This is a genomic window from Rhodanobacter sp. BL-MT-08 (assembly GCF_054161255.1).
The window spans coordinates 896,613-914,078 of record NZ_CP167872.1; the positions used below are offsets into that span (position 1 = coordinate 896,613).

The 17,466-nt window shown below is 61.1% G+C and carries 17 protein-coding genes; 8 read left to right on the forward strand and 9 right to left on the reverse strand.

The features are described 5' to 3' along the window. Nucleotides 1–258 precede the first annotated feature (258 nt). The gene (locus ACDK93_RS03690; protein WP_458071241.1) at nt 259–1,419 is read right to left on the reverse strand and encodes a family 16 glycoside hydrolase; all 1,161 of its coding nucleotides are present in this window, start codon (nt 1,417–1,419) and stop codon (nt 259–261) included. Between ACDK93_RS03690 and ACDK93_RS03695 the strand changes: the two genes are divergently transcribed. Together ACDK93_RS03695 and ACDK93_RS03700 are read left to right on the forward strand one after the other, a co-directional pair. Next, on the forward strand, nt 1,418–2,866 hold the full coding sequence (locus ACDK93_RS03695; protein ID WP_458071242.1) for a sensor histidine kinase: 1,449 nt from the start codon (nt 1,418–1,420) through the stop codon (nt 2,864–2,866). The two genes, ACDK93_RS03690 and ACDK93_RS03695, sit on opposite strands and share 2 nt — an antisense overlap. Further along, nucleotides 2,859–3,638, forward strand: a complete 780-nt coding sequence (locus ACDK93_RS03700; protein WP_458071243.1) for a LytR/AlgR family response regulator transcription factor — start codon at nt 2,859–2,861, stop codon at nt 3,636–3,638. The genes ACDK93_RS03695 and ACDK93_RS03700 overlap by 8 nt, the downstream gene beginning before the upstream one ends. A 70-nt stretch (nt 3,639–3,708) precedes the next feature. Here ACDK93_RS03700 and ACDK93_RS03705 read toward each other — a convergent pair whose 3' ends face one another. Beyond that, nucleotides 3,709–5,232, reverse strand: a complete 1,524-nt coding sequence (locus ACDK93_RS03705) for a glycosyltransferase family 39 protein (RefSeq protein ID WP_458071244.1) — start codon at nt 5,230–5,232, stop codon at nt 3,709–3,711. Between the two features lie 163 nt (nt 5,233–5,395). Here ACDK93_RS03705 and ACDK93_RS03710 point away from each other — a divergent pair, with 163 nt between their 5' ends. Both ACDK93_RS03710 and ACDK93_RS03715 read left to right on the forward strand, forming a co-directional pair. Continuing rightward, a complete protein-coding gene (locus ACDK93_RS03710) occupies nt 5,396–6,022 on the forward strand; it encodes a hypothetical protein (RefSeq protein ID WP_458071245.1) in 627 nt (208 codons plus the stop codon). A gap of 89 nt (nt 6,023–6,111) precedes the next feature. Next, a complete protein-coding gene (locus ACDK93_RS03715) occupies nt 6,112–7,191 on the forward strand; it encodes a hypothetical protein (protein WP_458071246.1) in 1,080 nt (359 codons plus the stop codon). Between the two features lie 98 nt (nt 7,192–7,289). Here the strand turns inward: ACDK93_RS03715 and ACDK93_RS03720 are convergent, their stop codons facing one another. The 3 genes from ACDK93_RS03720 to ACDK93_RS03730 form a co-directional block, all read right to left on the reverse strand. Continuing rightward, the gene (locus ACDK93_RS03720; protein WP_458071247.1) at nt 7,290–8,435 is read right to left on the reverse strand and encodes an acyltransferase family protein; all 1,146 of its coding nucleotides are present in this window, start codon (nt 8,433–8,435) and stop codon (nt 7,290–7,292) included. A gap of 76 nt (nt 8,436–8,511) precedes the next feature. After that, nucleotides 8,512–9,456, reverse strand: a complete 945-nt coding sequence (locus tag ACDK93_RS03725; RefSeq protein WP_458071248.1) for an alpha/beta hydrolase — start codon at nt 9,454–9,456, stop codon at nt 8,512–8,514. 317 nt (nt 9,457–9,773) lie between these two features. Further along, entirely contained in the window at nt 9,774–9,947 is a 174-nt protein-coding gene (locus tag ACDK93_RS03730; RefSeq protein WP_458071249.1) for a hypothetical protein, read from the reverse strand. A 395-nt stretch (nt 9,948–10,342) separates the two neighbouring features. Between ACDK93_RS03730 and ACDK93_RS03735 the strand changes: the two genes are divergently transcribed. Beyond that, nucleotides 10,343–10,801: a PA2169 family four-helix-bundle protein gene (locus ACDK93_RS03735; RefSeq protein WP_458071250.1), complete on the forward strand. Its 459-nt coding sequence runs from the start codon at nt 10,343–10,345 to the stop codon at nt 10,799–10,801. Between the two features lie 132 nt (nt 10,802–10,933). Here ACDK93_RS03735 and ACDK93_RS03740 read toward each other — a convergent pair whose 3' ends face one another. Together ACDK93_RS03740 and ACDK93_RS03745 are read right to left on the reverse strand one after the other, a co-directional pair. Next, on the reverse strand, nt 10,934–12,034 hold the full coding sequence (locus tag ACDK93_RS03740; protein WP_458071251.1) for a catalase family protein: 1,101 nt from the start codon (nt 12,032–12,034) through the stop codon (nt 10,934–10,936). A gap of 229 nt (nt 12,035–12,263) precedes the next feature. Continuing rightward, a complete protein-coding gene (locus ACDK93_RS03745; RefSeq protein ID WP_458071252.1) occupies nt 12,264–12,758 on the reverse strand; it encodes a pyridoxamine 5'-phosphate oxidase family protein in 495 nt (164 codons plus the stop codon). A 222-nt stretch (nt 12,759–12,980) separates the two neighbouring features. On the opposite strand from ACDK93_RS03745, the gene ACDK93_RS03750 reads away from it, so the two are divergent. Next, nucleotides 12,981–13,136 carry a DUF3309 family protein gene (locus ACDK93_RS03750; RefSeq protein WP_458071253.1) on the forward strand — a complete coding sequence of 52 codons (156 nt, stop codon included), beginning with the start codon at nt 12,981–12,983 and terminating at the stop codon, nt 13,134–13,136. 115 nt (nt 13,137–13,251) lie between these two features. Here the strand turns inward: ACDK93_RS03750 and tsaA are convergent, their stop codons facing one another. After that, nucleotides 13,252–13,776 carry a tRNA (N6-threonylcarbamoyladenosine(37)-N6)-methyltransferase TrmO gene (gene tsaA, locus ACDK93_RS03755; protein WP_458071254.1) on the reverse strand — a complete coding sequence of 175 codons (525 nt, stop codon included), beginning with the start codon at nt 13,774–13,776 and terminating at the stop codon, nt 13,252–13,254. 277 nt (nt 13,777–14,053) lie between these two features. Between tsaA and ACDK93_RS03760 the strand changes: the two genes are divergently transcribed. Both ACDK93_RS03760 and ACDK93_RS03765 read left to right on the forward strand, forming a co-directional pair. Continuing rightward, nucleotides 14,054–14,587 carry a DUF6630 family protein gene (locus ACDK93_RS03760; RefSeq protein WP_458071255.1) on the forward strand — a complete coding sequence of 178 codons (534 nt, stop codon included), beginning with the start codon at nt 14,054–14,056 and terminating at the stop codon, nt 14,585–14,587. 8 nt (nt 14,588–14,595) lie between these two features. Continuing rightward, nucleotides 14,596–15,384: an N-acetylmuramoyl-L-alanine amidase gene (locus tag ACDK93_RS03765; protein ID WP_458071256.1), complete on the forward strand. Its 789-nt coding sequence runs from the start codon at nt 14,596–14,598 to the stop codon at nt 15,382–15,384. 30 nt (nt 15,385–15,414) lie between these two features. Here the strand turns inward: ACDK93_RS03765 and ACDK93_RS03770 are convergent, their stop codons facing one another. After that, entirely contained in the window at nt 15,415–17,142 is a 1,728-nt protein-coding gene (locus ACDK93_RS03770) for a phospholipid carrier-dependent glycosyltransferase (protein WP_458071257.1), read from the reverse strand. Between the last annotated feature and the right edge of the window lie 324 nt (nt 17,143–17,466).

The window sequence follows — 17,466 nt, forward strand, 5'->3', positions numbered from 1 at the left end:
CTTGTATTGGGCCGCCGCGGTGGCACCCTCGGCAGAACCCTGGTCTTTCTTCCCGGCAACCGCGATTTGCGCCGATATTAAAGAGCGCCGCGAGCGCGGTACAACGAAGCGCTATGCGTTTAAGTCGAGCGAATGGCATGAGGGTTTCCCTCTGAATCGGGCTGGCCGAAGCCACCCGGAACAAGGTGATGGAATCGGTCGTTTGATGACTGGAACGACTTGCGACTTGCAAAAGTTCGGTTGGCGAAGCCCCCGACGCTATTTTTCTTTTAGACCTCCCGCCTGATCCATTCTCATGATGAAGCCCCAGCCGTAACGGCCGCGCATATCGGGCGTATTGCCGTCGATGGCCACGACAATGTCGTTCGTGCCTTTGTGCAGGGGAAGATCGAAGCCGTCGTTCTGCAGTGACAGGCGACCGTCGGGCGGCTTGCGACCGCCTTTGACGTTGTAGAGGTTCTTGCCGGAAAACACGGGTTTGCTGTTAGCAAAGACCCATATCTCGCGCAGCCAGCCGATAGCCACGTGCCGAACCTGTTCGCGGCCTGATTGCACCGTTGTGCGCAGCCAGATTACTTGCGGGGGCGAGTGCTTGGGCGTCGGGGCGTGATACCGGCTGAGGTTGATCAGGCCGCCGTCGTCCGGTACGACGGGCGACCACGTCACACCGGACGAGGGCATGTCCATTAAACCGAGATGGTCGGTGCTGCTCATCGATACGGGATCGCTATCCTCCCATCGCGTGAGATAGCGGCGATCATGTGCAGCAGGATCCACGACCGGCGTGGGGTCGAGACCATCGGTTACGCCCGGTGCAAGCGTGAGGTTGGCGAAGTAAGCCGTCCCCTCGAACGCGATGGTTCCGGAACTCGCTTCGCCTTCCAGATGCGCGACGCGTAGCGAAGGTTCGTTACGTCCGTTCACGTAGACGTTCATGCGTTTGCCCGAAATGACCAGCCGCAGATGATTCCATTCGTTTTCGCGGAAGGGCGCCGAGGCCTGGTATTGCGGATAGACGTCCCACAGCACGCGGCCTTTGATGATGGGTACGTACTGCAGGCAATCCTGCGATGCCGGGCAGTTTGGGCCGACCCGGATGTACAGCATTTCGGCGTTGTTGCCGTCTTTCTGGCGAAAGCGAATGCCGGGCATTTCCTCGCCCACGGGCTTGATATCGAACTCGATGGTGCCGTTGTCAAAACTCCGGTCTTTCAGCGCCGCAAAGCCCTCCTCGCTCTCGGAGGTCACCTGCAGAATGCCCAGCGGGAAGGCCTCTTTGGTGGTGAATGTGGCGTTGCCGTGGGTATTCCAATAGCCGGCCGTCAGTGGAATGTGTAACGGGGCGATGGTCGAGGCGAACGCCGAGGCGGCGCCGCAAAGGCTGAGTGCGCACACCGAACGAATAAAGCGCTTTTGCATGGGTATCTACCGCAGGATGAGTGCGGGCAATCTATCGTCGTGTTCGGTGCGCATGTTGCGTCATGATGCGAAGCGGATCGGAGGCATGCTGAGGCGGGAAACCGCACGTGCGATGAAATGTTTCTGGCGGCAAAACTACGGTCGCCGTGTTCGACGTGCCGTTCGTTGTATCCATTTCATATCGGTCCTTGACCGCCTGGGCTTGTACTCGAGCCGGTTCGTAACATGGTTACCCCAGCCAGCCTCGCGAAGACCTATTTTCTTGGCATTGCCATATGCGCCCGCCCAATGCAGCGAGCCTTCGAGCGGACAGGCAAGGACGACACGGCGCGTGCTTAGCAACCATACTCCACGCATGGAAAAAAGCTCCTTCAGCAGGCTGCGTGTGGCGCTTATCTCGCTGCTCGCCTGGACGGCGGTCGGTGTAGTTTTCGCGGTGCCGCGCCTTGCGTCGAACGCGGCGTGGTGGTTTGTCCTGCGTGGCTCGTTGGCGGACTGGTGGGCCTGGGGCTTGCTGGTGCCGCTGATCCTGGCCGTGGATCGACGCCTGCCCATCGGCGTGAACAACGTGAAGATGCGGCTTGCGGCGCATATCGCAATCGGCATTCCGACCACCCTGGTTTACAGCTATCTCGCAGCGCTGCTTCAAGTGGCCCTCGGCGTGGTGGCGTGGCCGCAGGCGATGGGCCTCGGACCCTTACGCGATGCGATGAAAGGAGGCGTGCTGTGGAATCTCCTGGTTTACCTTCTGGTGGTCGGCGGTTGGCAGGCGGTGCAATACAGTCAGCACTATCTGGCATCGCAGCTGAGGCTGGAGCGGCTGGAGCGCCATTTCTCCGAGGCGCGTTTGAATGTGCTGCGCATGCAGCTCGATCCGCACTTTCTTTTCAATGCTCTCAACACCATTTCGTCGCTTGTGGGGAGTCAACCCAAGCTGGCGCGCGGCATGATCGAGCAACTCGGCGATCTGCTGCGGCTGTCGCTGGAGTCCGGGCGTAGGCAGCAGGTATGCCTTGGTGAGGAGCTGGAGTTCCTCGGGCACTACCTCGCCATCCAGAAGACCCGCTTCGGGGATACCTTGCAGGTCGTCGTCGATGTTCCCGCCTGCGCACAACCTATTTTTGTGCCGAGCCTGATCCTGCAGCCGCTGGTCGAAAACGCGGTGCGGCATGGATTGGCGCCGCGACCGGGTGGCGGCACCGTCTGGGTGCGCGCGTCGATCGAGGGCGCGATGTTGTGCCTCACCGTTGAGGACGATGGCGTGGGGTTAGGTGATAACTGGACGGACGATCGCGCGGGTTTGGGACTTGGCGTTACTCGCGAGCGCATCGCCATGCTTCATCCTGGGCGGGATGCGGGTTTGTATATCGGCTCACGCGACGGTGGCGGCACGCGCGTGCGCGTTTTGATACCCGCGAACACGACTGAGGCGCTTGGCGATGAATGATCGACAGACCTATCGCATTCTTGTCGTCGACGACGAGCCGCCGGCACGCGAGCGGCTGCGCGAGCTGTTGGACCGCGGTTCGGACATCGGCGAAATAATGGAAGCTGCCAATGGGCTCGACGCGGTCGAAGCGATTCTACGAGACAAGCCGGACGTGGTGTTTCTGGATGTGCAAATGCCCGGGCTCGACGGCCTGGGCGTGATCGAGACAATCGGTATCGAGCGGATGCCGGTCACGGTCTTTGTCACCGCCTTCGATCAGCATGCCGTACGCGCTTTCGAGTCGGCCGCCATCGACTACGTGCTCAAGCCTTATGGCGACGAGCGCATGGAGGCTGCCTTCTCTCGCGCCAAGTCACGGCTTGACGATCGGTACGTGCGTGAAGTCGGCCAAAGCGTGCTCAAGCTGCTCGACGACCACCGCCTGGAAAAACCGTTTCTCGATCGCATCGTGATCCGAGAGCGCGACAAGACCGATCTGATCCGGGTGGAAACAATCGACTGCATCGAGAGTGCGGGCGTTTATGTCGCGCTGCACGTGGGCAAGGAACGTATCATCCACCGCGCCGCGCTCGGCGAACTCGTCGGACGACTCGACCCACGCCGCTTCGTCCGCGTGCATCGCTCGACCGTCGTCAACATCGACAGCGTGCTGCATCTGGAGCCGGCCAGCCATGGAGAGTTCGATCTCGTTCTGCGCAGCGGTCACTGGGTGCATGTCAGCCGCACGTTTCGACCCTTGCTGGAGGCTCGGCTTGGTCAGGCTTTGTGACGCGGAATCGAGGGGACTGATGCAATCCGAAAGATGATCTATTCCATCCGCTATGGATTCTTTCTGCGCCCTACCCAAACTCCGGCCCGTGCTTCCACAGCTCGCTCCGTGGCTTGCGCGTGGGGCCGCATACGAAGATATCCGGGTGATCTACGCTTTCTTCATTGCGTATGCCCCACCTATTGGTGATGTGGCCAGCCACTCGGCAATCGGTGAGAAGCTCGTTGACGCGTTCCAGCGAATTTCCCAGCACGATAAGCGTGGTGGGCGGAGTTTGCGGATAGCCGCGTAGCCAGCCGGAGTTGATCGTCGTGATCGGCGTGGGCAGATGGTAGCGCGGCCCCAGCAGGGCTAGGGCGCCGTATTCGCCGTAGTTACCCACGGCAATGCCGAGATGCGCTTGCTGGTCGGCAGGCAGTGCGTCGCGAATGGCTGCCACTTTCGCGACCAGTTCTTCCCAGCCGATTTCCTCGCGAAGGTCGTTGTTGTTCTTCAGCGCAAAGTCCCGCAACGGACCGCTCGATGCGATGGGCACAATGCGTAACGTCGCGTAGATGCCGACCGCGAAGACGCCCGCAAAGGCCAGCGAAGCGATTCCGTATTTCCAGGCCGGACGCAGCGTCTGCAGCCATCGCTCGCCTACAACGGCGCCCATGGCCAGCACCATCGGATAAGCGCCGCCGGTGTAATAAAAGCGTCCTCGCGCAAGCAAGAACAGCGCGATCGGCACCACGTACATCCAGGCCAGCATGCGGTAGCGGCGATCCTTGAAGTAAGCAAACAGACCCGCCAGCCAAACGGGCGCCGCAAACAGGTTGGCACCCAGCAGAATCTGATCGCGCAGGAAACCTTCGGCACGGCCCTGATGCACGTCGCGCGCGTGGATGCCCTGCAGAAAATGATACGAGATGAAGTCGTGCCGGATCAGCCAGACGAGGTTGGGCGCAAAGATCAGCAGCGCGATGGCGCCGCCGGCCCAGAACCAGCGATTGGCGACATATCGCCGTGCGTCGGTTAGCAATAGGCCCACCAGCACGCCGGCGAGCTCGAACGTGATCGAATACTTGGTCTGCATGCCGAGTCCGGCGAATACGCCAATGGCCATCCACCAGCGCGGCTCGTCGTCCCGCAGCAGGCGAATCGTGCACCACGCGATAAGCACCCACCACAGCAGGTCGAATGACGAATACTGAAACTCCGTCGCCCAGAACAGCGGCAAGGGTGATAGCGCTACGGCGATGGCTGTAAAGGTTTGCGCCAGCCTGCCGCCGCCCAGGTCGCGCGCCATGAGGCCGCTGGCAATAATCACCAGCACCTGCGCGAGCACCGAAAATACCCGAAGGCCAGTCAGCGAAAGCCCGAACATCTTCAGGCCCAGGTGCTCCAGCGCCGCGGTCAGCGGCGGGTAGGGCACAAAGCCCCAATCCAGATGTTGCGCATCGCTGAGGAACTGCCATTCGTCCCGATGAAAACCGTACTGCCCGTTGGTCACCATATGGGCCACGCCGACCAGCAAGGCGATAAGCAGCACCGGTGTGGCGCTACCTCCGTGGCCCAGCCTGGCGCGTTGAACTGACACACTATCCGCAGCCATACGTACATCCTTGAGTGGACCGATGGTTTGCCCCATGCCGGCCCCGCCATCCGGGAGGCCACTGCCTTACTCGCCTAAGATAGCTAATGTTCCCTGCGGGCCGCTACCTGTCGCGGATGGTTGTAATCGCTTACTGTGCAAGCCCCATCTAGGGAGGGAACCTATGTTCGGTCAACGCTTTCTCGTCATTTATTCCGGTGTGCTCACCGCGGTGTTTGCGGTATCGATGCTTACGGGATTCTCAAAAAATCCTGTCGCCACGTTCGATGAAATCAACGTCCACCGGATCAACGTGCGCGAGCCCGACGGCACGCTGCGAATGGTGATTGCCGACAGCGCGAAATTGCCGGGTGTGATCGTCAAGGGCAAAGAGCAGCCCAAGGTGGATCGGCCGCAGGCCGGAATGATTTTCTTCAACGACGAAGGCTCCGAGAACGGTGGCCTGATCTTCGGCGGCAAGCGCGACGCACACGGCGACGTGGTGGACTCCGGAGGCAGCCTCTCGTTCGATCGCTACAACGCCAACCAGGTCGTGCAGCTGCTGGGCGTCGATGACAAAGACAACAGCATGGCGGGCATGGCCGTATCGGATAGCCCCGAAAACGGCAGAGGCCACCGCCGTATCTGGGTGGGGCGATCCGACGGATCGGCCTTGCTATCGCTGATGGACGCCGGCGGCAACGAGCGCATCCAGATGAAGGTTGCCCCCAACGGTTCGGCCGAGATCGATTTTCTCGATGCGAAGGGCAAAGTCGTCAAGGCGATCAGGGGAGATAATGCATCGCCGTAAAATCTATGGATCGCGAAGGCCGCTTCCGACCCGAAGCAGACCTGGCGAAACGGAAACCCAGATAAAATTTCCTCAACCGGAGGAGCTTTATGCCGATAGATCAATGCGAGCTGGCGAAAATGAAGGCCACCTATGAGGCCATGGACGACGGAAGACTGATATTCATCGCCCGAAACAAAATGCTGGATTTGACTGACGAGGCCAAACTTGCATTAGAGGACGCCATTCGCCGTCGCGTCCCGGAAGAATTCGGGGACTTGCCATTCTGCAACAACGAAGATTCACCAAGCTCTTCATCAGATTCTGCGCTAGATGTAGCACAGGGCCAGAATGATTGGAGAGCTATTTTTGGGCTATTTCGGAAAGGGCCACTTCTACCAGCCGATGTCGCCGAATGGCAATTCTGTTGTTTTGAGTGGCTGCTCAAGCACACCGGGGGCATTGACGCGTATTTGCAGCGCAGACTGATCCTTCCGACGCGAGAATTCTTTCCACATGATGGATCGCGCGGCCACGAGCTCGCAGAGCGCATATTTGAGCAAGCAAAGGCGTTGGCTGGCATGGCGGATTGGCCATGCCAGCTGGAGTGCCAGGATGAAAGCAGCAAGGTGATGGTCGCCTCCTCGCACCTCTTGTTACCCGCATCGGACGTTTCCCCGGCGGGTACATTTCGTGCCCTTAAAGACGGAGGGGCAGTTATCACCTATCATCCGAGACAGCTAAAAAATCCCATGTCGCTTGCGGCGACTTTTGCGCACGAGTTGGCACACTACCGCACCGCCCAATTTCCAGAGCCTCCCCCGGGGGGCTGGAAAATGTGGGAGCCGGCTACAGATCTCGCCGCCGTTTTTCTTGGCTTTGGAGTATTCCTTGCCAATTCACGTTTCCACTTTGAACATTTCAGAGATGAAAAAAAATGGCGCTGGCAACCCTCGGGGTGGCGTTCGCAAAGTCAGGGCTATATTTCGGATGTCGAAGTGCTACACATGCATGCATTGGTTTCAAAGACATTGGGCGCTGGAGTTCGAGAAACGCTACCTCATCTGAAATCGGCGTTGCATGGCATATACAAGCGCGTATACAAGGACATCTCTGTGCCGGAGGTTGCCAAGAAGTTTTTGAATGTTCCGAACGCCACAAGAAAAACCACATCAGCGTTCGACGGATGAGCTCATCGCTGATAGAGCGAATTATTGATGTCCGCTTGCGACTCTCAACAGACATCCGTGCGGCTCTCGTTCGACTTGAATGATTAGCCCAGAACATCTCATCCCCGCGCAGCGACAACATTTTCAGTTGCAGGATGCGGCGAAACACTGCTTTTGCGCCGATCCCGAAGACGAAGAAACGGCCGCTCAACGATATAGTGGAGCAGGGCGGCCACGCAGACGGCGACCAGCGCGCAGCAGACGAACGTCACGATGCCGCGGCTTTTGAGGATTTCAGGGAGATAGCGCGATGCGATTTTCAGCGTCGCCTTGTGCGTCAAGTAAATACTGTAGGACGCGCCGGCGATCCAGGCGACGCCGGGAACTCTCGCTTTGCCGAGCAGGCCGCTTGGACTGGTGGCGGCCGCCACGAGCAGGGCGAGGCCGATGGATAGGACGGGGAATCCAACGACGCAGGCGGCGAAGGTGAGGGTGTCGCGGAATATCCAGGCGGCGAAGCCGACGACGACGATGCCCAGAAGCGCGATCGTATTGGCGTGCTGCTGAAGGCGCTGCCACAGCGGCTGTCGGTAGACACTCAGCATCGCCAGGGCAACGCCGCACATCAGGCCATCGAGGCGCGAGTAGGTGGGGTAATAAATCAGCTGCATGTAGCGCCACACGTCCATTTCCGCGTCACTACCGCCGGCGGGTCCCGCGAACTGCGACCACGCGAAACCGCGCCATACCATCCCCAGCAGCATCAGGCTGATCAGTACCGCGACCACGCGCTTCGCACTGATTCGTGGCGCCAGAGCGAGTATGGCCAGCGGAAACAGCAGGTAGAAATATTCCTCGACGCATAGCGACCAGGCTGACGAGAAGGCGTGGGGAACACGTTGGCTCATGAAGAGGTTCATGGTGAAGGTCAGGAACTGCCACAGCGGCTGGATGACCGGTTGCTCTCTGAGCGAGGGTAAGGCGAAATAAAGCGCCAGCACCACCAGGTATGCGGGAAGGATGCGGTAAGCACGCTGGCGGTAAAACGCTTTCAGGTGCAGTCGGCCGCTGCGTTCGTAGCGCACAAAAAGCTGATGTCCGATCAGATACCCGCTGAGCACGAAAAACAGGTCGACGCCCATCCAGCCATAGCGTTCGATCCAGCCGAAGCCGTAGCCCATGCCGCCGACCAGCCACGAGTGTGTACAGATAACCGAAACGATGGCCAGCGCGCGCAGCAGGTCGAGGCCGGGCAGACGTTGCATGCTTTCTTTCCTTGAAATGATGGCGAAGGATAACGACTGTCGTCGCTCATTGTCGACGTGTCCTCACTTTTTCCAGTCACGGCTTCGTCGCTTGTGAACCTTGCACCACGCCGATGGTACGCAGCCACACCTCGACCAGCGCAGGCCAGCCGCTGATCGGAAACTTGCTGGGCCGCAGCCCGAACGCATGGCCGCCGTTGGCGTACAGGTGCATTTCCACCGGCACGTTGGCCTGCTTCAATGCGGCGTAATAAACCAGCGATTGCTGCACGCCATCCACGTTGTCGTCTTCGGCCTGGGCAAGAAACGTGGGCGGGGTGTCGTGAGCGACGGGAACATTCTTGTTCAACGTGCCACCGTCGGCGGTGAGGTGCCCCGGATAGATCGCTATGGCGAAATCCGGTCGGCTACTATCCCGGTCGGCCGCGTCCACCGGCTTGTACAGCTCGTGCTTGAACCGCGTGCTGGCTTCCGCCACCAGAAATCCGCCCGCCGAAAATCCGAGCACGCCCACCCTGTCTGGATCGATATGCCATTCGGCGGCGTGCAGACGAACCAGTCGGAGCGTTCGCTGGGTGTCCTGCAGCGAAGGCACCGAGGTCGTGAGGTTGTGCGGACGACAGTCGCACTGCCACACGTAGGGCACGCTCGGCACGCGATACTTCAACAGCACGCAGGTGATGCCGCGTGCGGTGAGCCAGTCGCATACCTCGGTGCCTTCGAGATCAATCGCCAGCATCTGAAAACCTCCGCCCGGAAGCACCACGACGGCGGCGCCGGTGTTTTTTCCTCCCGGGCTGTAGACCGTCATCGTGGGGTGCGCGACGTTGGTGATGGACGCGTAGGCTTTGGCGGGCGTCAGGGTGACCTTCTCGGGTCCGGGCAGCGGCTGCGGGTCGGGTGCGGCTTCGGGCCAGATCGGCATCTTCGTGTGGCCGGCAGATGGCTGCCATACGGTGGTCGTCGCGTGGCCGCTTGCGCCCAATGCAAACAGAAGCGCGGCGACAATCCCCCATTTCATGGCGTTCCCCCGTTCCGGTGCGCAGGCATCGTGCTGAGGCCACGACGTTTGATTTGACCGATCCTGCCAAATCCTGCCTGCAGCATGGGGCATGCCTCGGTTCCCGCTGTGGCTTTTTTCGGGCACGTGCGCGTGCGGGAGGCGCCAGCTTCAGTATCGCCCTGTTCAAGCACCTGCTTCGTTGGCTGCCGTCGCCAGTCTTCAGGCTCTCGGCGCTGGTCTTCGACGCCGCATAACGGAATTATCTTGTTTTATGGACAGACATTTTCGGACGTCGGCGAAGCGCTGGCGAGCCAGCGTTTCGCCATGCCGGTAACTCACCAGCCGCGGTAGTAGTAGTGCGGGTGGCCGTAATAGCCGCCGCGCGGCGGCACGACGATGCAGCCGGACAGCGCGGCCAGCATCGATACGGTCACTAGCGTCAGCAGCAGCTTTTTCATGGTGACTTTCATGGTTTTCTTCTCCTCGGTAGTGATCGCAAAAACGTCCACGCATCGCTGCTGTTGACGCGATTTCCTGAAGTGCCCGGAAACGGGTGGCCGTGCGTTCATCAACCCGACGACCAGCTGACTGACTGCGCAGTCGCGATCTCCACGTGCAGCTCGGGAACATGTACGAGCACAGCCCGCTGGTCGGGCCCGTGCCGAATATCGACATGGTCTTGTTGCGGCAGCGGCGCATAGAGCCGAGTTGAACAAGTGAACTGGAGGAAAATTCCGGCGGCTCAGTACAGATGAAGCAAATACAGATGAAGAACGTCGTGCAGTTATTTTCACGGCGTCATGCAAACTGTCTCCCTAACCTCCGTCTTAGCGTTCAAGCACGAGCGCTGCGCGCTGAGGTGCGGTAACTCCCGCAGCGCCAACCCATTCCCCAGGAGTCTGCGATGAGCACGAACGACCATGATGTAAAAATTCTCAACGGCCTGATCGAGACCACCATCGACAGCGCCGAAGGCTATGAAGAAGCGGCGAAGGACGCCGATAACTCGCGCTTCACCGCGATGTTTCAGAGCCGCGGCTCCGAGCGTCACCAGGTTGCGTCCAAGCTGCAGCAGCAGGTGATTTCGTTGGGCGGCAAGCCGCAGGACAGCGGTACCGTACTGGCTTCGGCGCATCGCGTATTCGTCAACCTACGCCACACGATGAGCAAGGGCGATACCGCGGTAGTCGACGAGGTCGAGCGCGGTGAAGACCACATCAAGGCCAAGTACGAGGACGCGCTGAAGGACAACGAGGTATCCGTGCCGACCAAGCAGGTGATCACGGATGCCTATGCGTCAGTCCGCCAGGGACACGACCAGATGCGCGATCTGAAGCACGCGCTGCACAACCAGCAGAGCTGAGCGTGATCTGCTTTGCCCTATGGCGAGCGTGCTAGGGAAAAGAAGGCCGCCTCCGGGCGGCTTTCTTTATTCCAGTTCGGGTGAGTGGCGTCGATGCCGAACGTCGAGAAACGCGGCCTCGCGCGACGCGCGTTAAACCGACGGCAACGCGGTGGGCTCGTCGATCGATACCTTGTTCTGTCGCGCGCGAATCTTCGACATCGTGTCATACACCACCTTGCGCACGCGCATGATCGAGCCAATCGGACGATGCGCAGCGAGGCCGTGCCACGGGCTGAAGGCCACGCGGGCATCGATCGCCGCCGAGCGCGCCTCGGACCACGCTACCTGCCGCGACACGCTGATGTGTGCGACGGTAATGAACGGGCTCTTGTCTTCCGGCCAAGGCACCGAGGCATCTTCGACCGGCATGGCGTCGATATCGGTGCACAGCTGCACGCGGAGCTCCCACAGCGCATCGTTTTGGGCGAAATACGCGTTGACCGCATCGCGGGTACCGTCGGGCTTGTGATGCAGGTCCACCGGCGCATCGGTCAGGGCCTTCAATGCGGGTGAGGCGGGAGCAATGGAGAACTTGGCGATATAGGGGCCGTAGAGCGAAGGAACCTGGCTGTAAAACGTCTCGCCAAGGATATTCGTTTCCGGGTAACCGCCCATGGCGATGATGGTGCCACTCTTGCCGCCAAAGGCCTCCACCACTTTCTCCGTACCGCGCGCCACTGCGGAGAACGCCTTCTTCAGCGATTCGCCTTTGTCGGTGGTGGAAGCCAGCAGTTTGAGATTTTTCAGAAAGTGCTTGGCATCGGGTGCGCCAAACGCGGGGCCGTTGACCATGACGAAATCCTGCGTGGTGTCGCCCTCGCTGCCCGGCAGGCGATCGCCTTCGACCTCGATCAGCTTGATGGCAAGTGCGCGCGGTGTGGAAACCTTGTCGTCCAGCACGTCGCCCGGCACGGTGGAAAAACGCAGAATCGCCGGGTAGGTGCCGGCCTTGGCAAACAAGCCTTGCGCCAGCACGGGCGGCAGATGGTCCAGTACACGCACTTGGCCGATGAGCAGACCGTGGCTTTTGGCGTGCACGCCACGCAAGCCGTGCCTGGTGTCTTCGAACGTCTTGTGGCTGATTTTCTCCAGCGTTTCGATCAAGCCATGAATCGTTTTGGCTTCACCGTCCTCCGGCTTTTCAAAGGACGCCCGGTACGGCAGCGGCGCAGCGGGAACGTTGGCGTTCATTGGGTGAATCCTGTCGGGGGAAGTGTATGGGCACACGGCTCCAGTCAACGTGCGGTGTGGATAGCGTCGGCGTGATGCTCCCCGTTTCGCTGCGCACAAAAAACCGCGCCGGGATTCCCGGCGCGGAAAAGGGTTTTGACCGACCACTGCCAGTGCATCGGTGCCGTCGTCGGAGGGAGCCGATCGGGCAGATGCGACAGTACCCAGCAGTCGTCTCAAATCCTGCGAATCAGCCGAGATCGACCTTCTTGTTTTCACCCAGCTGTGGCGGCTTGCCGGTGATCCGCGCCTTCAGATAATCGAAGGCCACCACCATGCGCGAGCCGGGCGCGTCCCAGTATTCCGCCTGGTCCACGTCGACCTTCAGCAGGGCGAGATTGGGATCGGTCTTTCCATCCGGAAACCAGGCCTTGAGCATGTCGTTCCAGTGCGCATCGATGTCGGCACGATCGAATACCAGACTGGCCGCGCCCGATAGCGAGACGAAGCTGTTGTCCGACGCGCTGGCATAGGCCGCGTTGACCTGATGCTCGCGCTGCATTTGGTCGGCCTTCGGCGAATCGGCGCGTGTGAAAAACCACAGGCATCCGTCGTCGAAATTTTTCTGGCTGGCCACCATCGGGCGGCTGCGCAGGCGCCCGTTGTCCTCACTGGTGAGCATCGCGACGCGGGCATCCTTGATGAGGCCCCAGATTTTTTCGCGTTCATCTTTGCTGCTGGTCATGGGAGTTGTCTCTGCTGGGTGGATGCCAACGCTCGCAGTCCCCCGGTGAACATGAAGGCAAGCCCATGCATGCACCGCATCCACATTCCCGGACATGCTGCGCAGGCACATCAGCGGCCCAAGAAGCTCCTCACACGACCTATACGTGGCGATAGTGCAGGATGCGCCACCCGGGTGCTGAGAGCACCCCAACCTGTTGCAAGACTGCCGGAGTCTCCGCTCATGCTCGTTACCATACTGCTGGTCATTCTCATTCTGGCGCTTATCGGTGGCCTGCCGCGCTGGGGCTACTCGCGTTCATGGGGCTACGGCCCCAGCGGCGGCCTGGGCCTGATCGTGATCATTCTGATCGTGCTGCTTCTGATGGGTCGTATCTAAGCCTCGGCCTTATCCCTCAAAAGCCCGGCGATGATGCCGGGCTTTTTTGTGGGCATTGATGAGGTGCTTGGGCCCGGAGGAGGGACGGCGCCTTCGGGTCAGCTCAAGATCGCGGTTAGCTGCGCGGACGCTTGGGGCCGGGCGCCGAATGCGTGCCCTGGGCGGCGTCGATCGTATCGATCCAGCCGGCGCGCGCAGACGGAAACGCATCGGCATAGGGCACGTAGGGTTTGATGTCGAGAATCGGCGTGCCGTCCAGGAGGTCCATGCCGCGCACGCGCAGCGCGCGATCCTCGACTGCAACCAGTTCAACCGCGGACAGCCCGATGGCGTTGGGCCGATGCGGCGAGCGTGTGGCCAGCACGCTGCGTTTGCCGCCGCCGCGCGGCGGTCGCACCTCGGCTTTCCAGCCGTCGCTGCGATGAAATACGAATACCAGCCAGATCCGCTCGAACCCGGCCAGATCATGAAATGCCGCCGCGGGAATGCCCTCGACAAATTCGATGGTGGCCTCGGCCGTGGCACCGCTTTCGGTGCCTTCCACCACGGTGGACTGATGCGGCGCGTCGATGCGTCTGGCATACGGCGAGCGCACAAAGGCAATAGGTGAAAAGGTAAGGTTGTCTGGTGAGTCCGGCATGCCGCAAGTATCCCATCCTCGCCATACGCACGCTGGCGCCGGGTCTCGCATCGTCATCCCGGCGAACGCCGGGACCGAGCGCCTGTAAGCACGCGTAGTCGATGGCCCCAACCGGCCGCGCCGCGATGGAGCCCTTCCGGCGTGTGCCGTGATGCAATGGCAAATCGTTGCGGCGGGCGAGTCTCCGTTGCCGCTACCCGCTATTCGCTGCGCTTCCAAAATGCCTTCTTCGCGCGCACCATGCACCGCTTCCATAACGTGTTCCAAGTGATTGCCCATGAGCCATGACGACGACGATTTCGAGACCGAGTACGACTTCGATGAAGCCGACGATGACTCGGTCGAGTCGCAGGTCTGGCAGCTGCTGCGGTTGATCAATCCGGGCGACGACGACATGGCCTTGCAGCAGTTCGCCGACTACCGCGAAGCGGTGGCCGAGGTCGAGCCGCAGGACGTGGTGCCGGTGGAAGTAATCGGCCGCGTGATCGACTGGCGTTCGGGCTTTATTGTGGACGAGCACGATCTGCGCTCGCTGGTGCAGGCGATCAACGAGCTGGCCTCGCGCTGGAACCTCACGATCGACTGGAACGGCGATCCGGACGACGACGAATTCTTCGACGACATCGACGCATCCGGCCTGTTCGGCATCGCCTACGATCGCCTCGCCGAATTCGGCTACACATTGTGGGCGTGGGAAACCGAAACCGAAAGCCACGCCGGCTGGATGACGCTGACGCGGGACAACGAGCCGATGCGCGAACTGGCGACCGTGCTGGGCATCAATCTGCGTCTGGGCAGCGAGGTCGGCTGAGACGTCTTATGCGGAAACATCCCTCCGACAGAGCAAAGCGGCTGCTGCAGAGGGCGATACTGCCGATTGCCACGGCTCTGCTGGCGGCCTGCGCCGCAGCACCCGTACATAACCCGCTCGCCACCTGGGTACCTTCGCCAAACTACAGCGAGCGTCGAGCCCAGCTGATCGTGCTGCACTTCACCGATGAGAACTCGGTGCAGAACAGCCTGAAGACGCTGCGCACCGGCAATAGCGAAGGGTCGGTCAGCGCGCATTATCTGATCGGCGGCGATGGCCACATCTATCAGCTGGTCGCAGATTCCATGCGCGCCTGGCACGCCGGCGCAGGGCGCTGGGGCACGATCACCGACGTCAACTCCGCCTCCATCGGCATCGAGCTAGACAACGACGGCAGCTCGCCGTTCGCGCCCGCACAGATCAGCAGCCTGCTGCGACTGCTCGCCGACCTCACCGATCGACTGCATATTCCGCGGACGCAGATTGTGGGTCACGAGGATTTCGCGCCCACGCGCAAGAGCGATCCCGGCCCGCTGTTTCCATGGAAGCAGCTGGCCGACGCCGGCTTCGGGCTGTGGCCGCAGGGGCCGCTGATCGATCCGCCGCCCGGCTTCGATCCGTGGATGGCGCTGGGCGTGATCGGTTATCCGCCGGACGACCACGCGGCCGTGCTCCGCGCGTTTCATCACCACTTTCGCGGCATGGATGGCAACGGTATCGATGACAGCAGGCTGGATGCCGACGATCTGCGCATCCTGTATGCGCTCACGCGCCAGCTGATTTCTGCCGAGCGCTGAGGCCGCTGGCGGCACAACGGCTTGTTGCCGTTACGGGCTGGCGCCGCTCGCGGAAGTGGGCCGTTGCACGATGGTGCCGATCGGTGCCTGACCGATGATCTCCATGGGCAGTCCGTCCGCTTTGAGCTGGGGCATCAGCGCGGGATCGATCACTGCGATGGCACTGGGTGCATCGCGCCAGCGCTGTTCGAAAGCGCCCACGCTGGCGACGAAACCGTTCGGTCGCGATGCGATGCCGGGCCGGATGTCGTCGGTATCTTCATCGGCCACGGTCACCAGGCGCCCGAGATAAAAAGGTAATCCGCGCACGTAGGCATGGACGGTGAAAACCTCGGTATCGTCATGCAGCGCCGGCAACATCAGCTTCGCCACGGGCGCGGCCGAAAGACTGCCGGCAAGATTTCCCACGCTGGCAAACAGCGTCTGCCAGACCAGCAGGGTGGAAAATCCAAGCAGGCAGATCATCAGGGTTGGGCGGTTCTGGCGCGCCACCAGGTAAGCGCTGATGGCGCTGACAATGGCCAGCGCGCCCAGCCCGCGGGTCAGCCAGACCAGCGCGGGATGTAAATCGGTGTGCTGGGACAGATGTCGCGTCGACAGCGGCAGCAGCAGCGCCAGCACGGCAAAGGCCGCCGCCAGGGCGGCTACCCACAGCAGGCGCCGCCTGATCTCGACAGCGCTCAGCATCGACAGGCGCCGTGCAATCAGCATGGCCAGCGCCGGAAAAATCGGCAGGATGTAGAACGGCAGCTTCGAGTGCGATACGGAAAAGAAAACGAACACCACCGCAATCCAGCAAACCAGAAAACGGTCGGCCGGCGCGCCTTTATGCAGGCTGCGCAGCCCCGCACGACTGAACGGCAGAAACGCTACCCAAGGGAACAGGCCGCCAAGCACCACGGGGATGAAAAACCACCACGGCCGCTCGCGGTCAAACACGTTGGCGACAAAGCGGCTGAACTGCTGTTTGATGAAAAAGTATTCGAGAAAGTCCGGGTGCTTCAGGCTCACGGCAATGAACCACGGTGCCGCGATCAGCAGCGCGAGCAGCAGGCCCCAGCCGATCGTCATGCGGCGAAGGATGCTCCAGTCCCTTTCCCACAGCATGAATACAGCGAGCGTTGCCGCAGGCAGCACGAAGCCAATCAGGCCCTTGGACAACACCGCCAGACCCAGGCACGCCCAGCCGATGAGGTTGAAGCGCGTAGGCTTCGCCTGCGCCACAGGGTCGAACTGCGCCACCAGAAAAAAACAGATGGCGATGGAGAGAAACGCCGCCACACCCACGTCGATGGTGCCGATATGCGCGCCGGCCACGAACAGCAGCGAACTGCCCAGCACCAGCGCTGCGGTCCAGCCTGTCCGGCGACCGTACAGCCGGCTGCCGGCCCAGCCGACCGCAACAATGGCCAACAGGCCGGTGAGCGCGACCCAGATCCTGGCGCTCCATTCGTGTACGCCAAAAATGCCGTAGAAGAACGCGCTGGCCCAGTATTGAAGTGCAGGCTTGTCGAAAAAGTTGAAGCCATCGAGACGGGGCGTCAGCCAGTCGCCAGTGACGAACATTTCCCGCGCCACCTCGGCGTAGCGACCTTCGTCAGGCTCACCGAGTGGACGAAGATTCAAACCGGCAAACCACAGCACAAGGCTGCCGACGGCCAACGTGCTCCAAAGCCCCACGCGCAGCACCGGATGCAGTGTCGACCGTGCGCCGGTTTCGTTCTTGCCGGGCACATCGAACGTTGGATAGCCGCTCATCGCGCTTGCGCCGATCGATGTCGTGTTTGCGCCGCCGTGACGTTGGCCGTGCGGTGCCGGGATCGCGCGTCACGCGCGCGAAGCTGCTCTGTCTTGACTGTGTGGTTCACGCGTCACCGCAATGAATGAGATGGAGTCTTTCACGCGTCATCCGACGCTGTGAGCCGCGTCCGTTCCATCGAACCCTTTTTTGTGTCCCCCCATCCTGATCGCCAAACCTTTGAGCTTGCTTAGCAACCTTATACGCGCCCATTGTGTCGAAACGTCGCAGCAGCCCATGAGGTTCGCTGATGGTCCGACGCCGTCGGATCTGTTCCAAACACG